General features: G+C 68.6%; 5 protein-coding genes. All 5 read right to left on the reverse strand.

From position 1 onward, the window contains the following. A partial coding sequence (locus G4D87_RS31485; protein ID WP_163786393.1) for a WD40/YVTN/BNR-like repeat-containing protein occupies nucleotides 1-3,217 on the reverse strand: 3,217 nt, incomplete at its 3' end. A gap of 38 nt (nucleotides 3,218-3,255) precedes the next feature. Beyond that, entirely contained in the window at nucleotides 3,256-3,945 is a 690-nt protein-coding gene (locus tag G4D87_RS31490) for a hypothetical protein (RefSeq protein ID WP_163786394.1), read from the reverse strand. 2 nt (nucleotides 3,946-3,947) lie between these two features. Continuing rightward, complete coding sequence (locus tag G4D87_RS31495) at nucleotides 3,948-4,583, reverse strand: hypothetical protein (protein ID WP_163786395.1); 636 nt, start codon at nucleotides 4,581-4,583, stop codon at nucleotides 3,948-3,950. After that, nucleotides 4,580-4,936, reverse strand: a complete 357-nt coding sequence (locus G4D87_RS31500; RefSeq protein WP_163786396.1) for a hypothetical protein — start codon at nucleotides 4,934-4,936, stop codon at nucleotides 4,580-4,582. The genes G4D87_RS31495 and G4D87_RS31500 overlap by 4 nt, the downstream gene beginning before the upstream one ends. Nucleotides 4,937-5,065: 129 nt before the next feature. Continuing rightward, a partial coding sequence (locus G4D87_RS31505) for a hypothetical protein (RefSeq protein ID WP_163786397.1) occupies nucleotides 5,066-6,323 on the reverse strand: 1,258 nt, incomplete at its 5' end.

Below are 6,323 nucleotides of genomic sequence, written 5' to 3' on the forward strand. Positions count from 1 at the left end.
CCACCCATCCGGCGCCGCCGTCCTCCGTCACGCAGAGGCCATCCGCCGTCGCCACCCCCTGCCGCTGGAAGTTCGTCGGGTCCACCGCCAGTCCCCGGGCATCCAGGCTGCCCAGCCCCACGCGCGCCGGGGTCCACGTGACGCCACCATCCAGGGTCGTGAACACGCCCGCCGCCGTCGACGCCATCAGGTGCTGACCATTCGCCGGGTCCACCGCCACCGCCCGGACATCCACGCTGCCGAGCCCCGCGTTGCGCAGGGCCCACGTCGTCCCCGCATCCAGGCTGACGTAGACGCCCACGTTCGTGCCCGCCACCACGTGGTTCGGCACGGCGGCCCCCACAGCCACGGCGCGCACGTTCGGGGCCGGCCCGCCCATGGGTTTCGCCGTCCAGGTCGCGCCTCCATCCGCGCTGAGGAAGACGCCACTGGCCGTCCCCACAGCCACGTTCGCCGGGGTGTTCGGGTCCAGGGTGATGGCCTTCACGTCCAGGTCCGTCAGCCCGGTGTTGGACGCGGCCCACAGTCCGCCCGAATTGTTGCTGATGAAGATGCCCGCCGCGGTGGCCGCCATCAGCCTGGCCGTGTTCGTGGGGTCCACCAACACGGCGCGCACATCGGTGCTGGTGAGGCCCGTATTCACCGTGGCCCAGGTGCCTCCGCCATCCGTGCTGAGCCCCACGCCCGCCGCCGTCGCAGCAACCACGTTGGCCGCGTTCCCGGGGTCCACCGCCACCGCTCGCACGTCCACATGGGGAAGCCAGGTGCTCCTGGCAACCCAGTTGCGGCCACCGTCCGCGCTCAGGAACACGCCACCCGCCGTCGCCACGTACACCCGCTGCACGTCGGACGGCGCCACCACGCCGCTGCGGACATCCCGGTTCCCCAGCCGCGCCTGGTTCAGGTGGACCCAGTTCGCCGAGCCATCCATGCTGCGGAATACCCCGCCCGCCGTCCCCGCAAAGACGTGCTGCGCGTTCGCATGGGACACGGTGACCGCGTTCACGTCGGAATTCGTGAGGCCATTGTTCGCCGCGGCCCACAGCCCACCTGCATCCAGCGTGCGGTAGACACCTCCCGCGGTCGCCGCGAGGAAGAGGTTGGCCGTGAGCGCGTCCGCGGACACCTGCCGCACCTGGGCGTGGACGCCTCCATTGTTCGCCGCGGCCCAGGTGGCTCCCTGGTTCGTGCTCTTGAAGACACCTTGCTGGGTCGCCGCGAAGAGGACCTGGTCATCCGCCGGATGCGCGCAGAGCCGGGTCACCGGGGTCTGGTGCAGCGCCGGTTCGTGAGGCCCCCACGTCGCTCCGCCGTCCTGGCTATGGAAGACGCCTCCCGCCGTCGCCGCGTAGACCACCTGCGCGTGGCCCGAATCCCAGGCCAACGCCCGCACGTCCACGTTGGCCAGGCCCGTGTTCGCCGCGGCCCAGGTGGCCCCACCATCCCCCGTGACGAACGCGCCACCCGCCGTGGCCGCCACCGCGCTCACCCCATTGCCCGGGTTGAACGCCACCGCGCGCACGTCGAGGTTCGCGAGGCCATTGTTCGCGACGGCCCAGTTCGCCCCACCATCTCCACTCGTGAACACGCCGCCCGCGGTGGCCGCCATCAGGTGATTGTGATTGCCAGGGGTGATGGCGATTGCGCGCACATCCAGGTTCGTCAGGCCGGTGTTCGCGGCGTTCCAATTGGCGCCGCCATCCACGGACAGGAACACGCCACCCGCAGTGGCCAACGCCGCCTTCAAGGCATCCGCGGTGTCCACCGCCACCGAGCGCAAATCCAGGTTCCCCAGCCCCGTATTCACGAGCGCCCAGTTGGCGCCCGCATCCGTGCTCCGGAACACCCCAGACGCCGTGCCTACGAAGATGCGCTGGACGTCACTGGGACAGACCGCCACGCAGCGCACGTTCCGGTCCGTCAGGCCCGTGCTGGAAACCGCCCAGGCGCCGCCCGCGTCCAGCGTCTTCAGCACCCCATCCTCTGTCGCGGCGTAGAGCGTCCCCGCGGCGCCAGGCACCGCTGCCAGCGCATGGAGCCGCCGCTTCGTGAGGCGTCCCTCACGGGCCTCCCAGCGCGCCGCATTCCAGGGCCAGCGCTGGATGGAGCCCACCGCGCCATCCCCTGCCATGGCGTCCGCGATTCGTTCGGACCCGCCATGGCCCACCAGTCGGGCCGCCTCGTAGGCCGCCGCGGAGGCCACGCGGTCGATGTTCGCCACCGCGCCCAGGCCCACCAGACGAATCTCCGCCATCGCCGTGGTGATGAGCGCCAGCGAAGCCCGGGCAACGGCCTCGGCGCTCGCATCGGCGGCCACCGCTCCGGGGCCTCGGCGGTACGCGGGCCAGACGATGCCCACGTTGCCTCGGGGGCCCGCCACGTCGGCGTCCACTTCGTTTCCCGCCGTGTCGAAGCGGGCTTCGTCCGGCCAGTTCTGGTTGGCGTAGGCGTCCGTCCCAGCCTGGGATGGATGGCCATAGCTGTTGCCCGAACCGAAGGAGAACACCAGCGTCCGAGCCGTTCCGCCACCCCCCAGCGGCTCGGGCCTGGGAAGGTCGTCCTCGTCATCAACCGCGGCGCCGTGGTGCACCGCCGTCAGTCCCACACAGTGCAGGTCGGTGTTGTGGGCGAACGAGGTGTTCGCATCGGCGGGGAGCAGGATGAACTGGTTGGCCTGCCGCGGATTCTCCAGGCGCAGAGCCAGCGCCACGTCATTCAGGTTCTTGCCACTCTGCTTGAACACCGTCAGCCCCGAACGGCTCACCGAATCAGGGGCGGCGTTCTTGACGTCATGCATTTGACGCCCGTTCAGGCTCATGTTCGTCCGCAGCGACGCCGCATCTCCGGAGTATTTTCCCTTCGCGTAGTTACGAACCAGCCAGTGTGTGTTCGGCAGCCGGTTGTGGACGTTGATCTCCTCGATGCCGGTGCGGATGTGGTCGCTGTCCCAATTCGACTGCACGAAGCGCGGTGTGACGGCTCCGCAGAAATAGGGCGGTGAGGGGGTGGGATAGGTGAAGCGGTTCGCATCATTCCCGCCGCCCACGTCGAGGTACAGGAACGGCTGGTCGAGCGTGTTGAAGACGGCATTCAGGTTCCCCTGCCCCACGTCCGCGACAACGACGTAGTCCGGCTTGGTGGCCGCGACGGCGGGAGCGGGAAACCATGAATCCCAAAGGGCCTGAAGGCCCGCGGGAGGGTAGTCAATCTTCGGCATGGGAGAGCTCGAGCAGCGATGCGGGACAGCGAGGAGCGCTACTCGGCGTCGGGGTCGGTGAACTGCCGGAGCCGAATCAGCGTGGACGGCGGGCGGATGCGCCGAATCTGGAGCAGCCGCCACAGCCGCTCTTCCGGATCGATGCCAATCAGCGCGGGGTCGTCATGCCTGGCTTTCCGGATGATGACCTGGGGCCCCTGCCGATTGGAGAACCACACCTCAATCCAGTTGCCTTCGTGAAGGTGCGCGGGCTGCGCGCGCGCGTGGATGTCGACCTCCTCGTCTTGCGAGGCATCCATCGACTCGTCCATCAGAGGAACCTGCGGAGCCACGGGCTCCACTTCGTCCATGGGCTGGAAGTCCATGTCGAAGTCCTGCGCGACATCGTCCTCCGAATCGTCGTTCCCCTGCTCCGGGTCAACGGGCCCCAGGACCCCGTTGACCTCGGAGAGTTGCTCCGGAGAGAACTCGAGCGTGACGTTGAGCATCCCGCCCACCCTCGCCAGGGTTCGCATGGGTGGAAAGGGCGGGCCCTCCAATCGGTCGAACCACGCCTTGCGGATACACCACAGCTCCAGGTGGACACAGGCCACGTCGCCGCGCCAGGTCTCTTCCTCGTACTGGCGGATGAACGCGTAGTACTTGTGGGGAACGACGACCCGCCGCCTCACGACGTCCGCGCCACCATCTCCCCTGGGGCGCCCCTGCACCTGCCCATGGCGTCTCATTTTCAGTCGATTCCAAACGTCAAGGGGGGAAGAAACGGCTGGACCAGGACGTCGCGGAGGGCCGCCTGCTCCTCGGCCAGGGCGCTGCTGGCCGTCCACCCGCCCGCGTCCTCCACGGCCGTGTCACGCGCGCTGTACACGCGCTCCAGCAACGCCTTGTTCTTGTCGTCGAACCCGGTGCCGGCCTCCTGCGAAAAGGCCTCGGCCAGCACCACCAGGCCGCGAGCAAGGGCTTCCTCCTCGGACAGCTCCTGCTCCGGAAGCAGCGCCAGGTTGCTCAAGCCCACCTCGGCGCCCGTCTCGAGCGATAGCGGGTCGATGTCCGCCACCTTGAGCGGCCAGCGGTGCCGGTCATCCGGACCGAAGGTGACCTCCAGCGAGCCTTCCGCTCCGGCACGCGTGGTCATCTGGATGATGCCATCCGACGGAATGGAGCCTTGGGTGAACTCGCCGCCCAGTTCCAGGCGGTAGGCAAGGCCCTGCATGAGCGCGAAGCGCTCGTCCTTGACGACGATGCGCACGCAGACCTTGCCCGCATCGCAGGGGAGCACGGTCTGCCCGGAGCCGACCGCTTCCGGGTAGGCCGCCTGGATGCTCGCGTTTGCCCGGTCAAACCCGTCCAGCGCAGCGCCGCTCATGACGGCTCCGCCTGGGCGCTCGCGGCCAGCTCGCGACGCGCCCAGTACGTCAGCCGCTCGGCCTTGCCGCTGGCGGTCAACGACGACGAGGCGAGAATCTTCGGTGCCCAGGGGTACCTGGCCAGCCGTTCGAAGCCCGATCCGAGCGCGCACGCGACGTTGACGTACTTCGCCGCGTCACCTTCCCGATCGAATCCGAGTGTCGCCGCGTGCCTGACCTGCGCCACGATGAAGGCTTCGAAACCCGGGCCTCCCCATTGCTCAAGCAATGAGGGGTAGCTCTCCCCCAGCACGGGAGCCAGGTCTCGCGCCATGCGGCGTGCCCGTTCCTCCAGGAATGCGTCCATCTGCACGGTGCGTATGTTCAGCATCGCACGGGAGTATAGGGACGCCTGAGGCGGGATGCCGCCTGCACACGATGGCATGGCGAGGGAGCCACCATGCCATCGTGTAAGACTTCGGCCCCTGTGGGCGTACCCGCCTCAGTGCGCGGAGAGCATCGGCCGGTCGAACGCGCGCGCCAGGCAGGACTGGTTCGCCACGCTGTCCAGGTTCTGCGTGCGCATCTGGATTTCGAAGAACGGCCGGGACACCGACGTCACGACAGGGTCCTGCACGATGAAGGGCGTGGAGGGACTGACCATGCCCGTGGCGAGGAAGGGAGACAGCACCCCGTTCTCGTTGATGTGCGTGAAGGCGGTCCGCGACTCACGGCCATGGCACCCATTGCACGTGTTGAAGGAGAACTTGTGCCGGGCCTCGTTGACGGAGATGCCCGACGCGCGCCAGTACGAGTCCGTCACCGACGAAATCCACGGGAACGCGCCGAGGAACGGCGTGCTCGCCGTGGGGTACGTCGGCGGCACGGTGTAGCTGTTGGCGAGGATGGCGGGCGTGTTCGCGTTGATGAAGTTCTGCAGCACCGCCGTGTTGTTGTGCGAATCCCCCGGCGTCAGCACCGTCGGCTGGCCCTGCAGGCGGTTCACCGAGGGGCCCGAGCCCATCAGGTGGAACTCACGCAGCTCCCACGGGTAGCGCAGCCACTCCTCGTTGGTGCGAATCTGGTTGATGGCGCTGCCGTTCGGCTTGCGGGGCGCGGCGTTGCGCATCACCACCTGCTGCGTGAGGTTGGCCAGCGCCGTGTTGTACGCCGAGCTGCCCAGCACCATGGACGACGATGACAGGTTCAGCCACCCCCGCGCCCAGGTGCGGACCGCGTCACAGCTGGCGTGCGGGACGCCGTACTCGAAGATGACCAGGAAGGGCCGCACGCCACAGGTGCCGCTGGAGCGGTCCACTGCGGCGAAGACGAAGCGCAGCTCGCCCGCGTTCCCGGAGGCGTAGGCGGACGGCCCCGCGTTGCCGCCCAGGTCCAGGCGGTTGACGATGGCCACCAGCTTGAACGGCGACCGCGTCAGGTCCAGCGCGCCACCCACCCGCGGCCACGGGGTGAGGATGCGCGGGGTCATCGCCGTGCGCGCCGGCACCGTCCAGCCGTTGATGTTCTGGTTCACCGTCCACTGCCGCAGCCAGTGCTCCGTCAGGTTCGCTGGCGCCACGTACGAGCTCGCCATCTCCCGCATCAGGTGGTTGAACGTCCACACGCCGTTCGGGTTGCCCGCGTTCGTGCACGGGTCATACGTGCGCGTCGGGTCATTGACGACGTTGGGGTGGGTGATGATGAGCGAGTTCGCCGGCTTCACCGCGGGGGAGATACCCGCGGGGAGGATGGGGATGGGG

This window comes from Myxococcus vastator (genome assembly GCF_010894475.1).
Taxonomy (GTDB): domain Bacteria; phylum Myxococcota; class Myxococcia; order Myxococcales; family Myxococcaceae; genus Myxococcus; species Myxococcus vastator.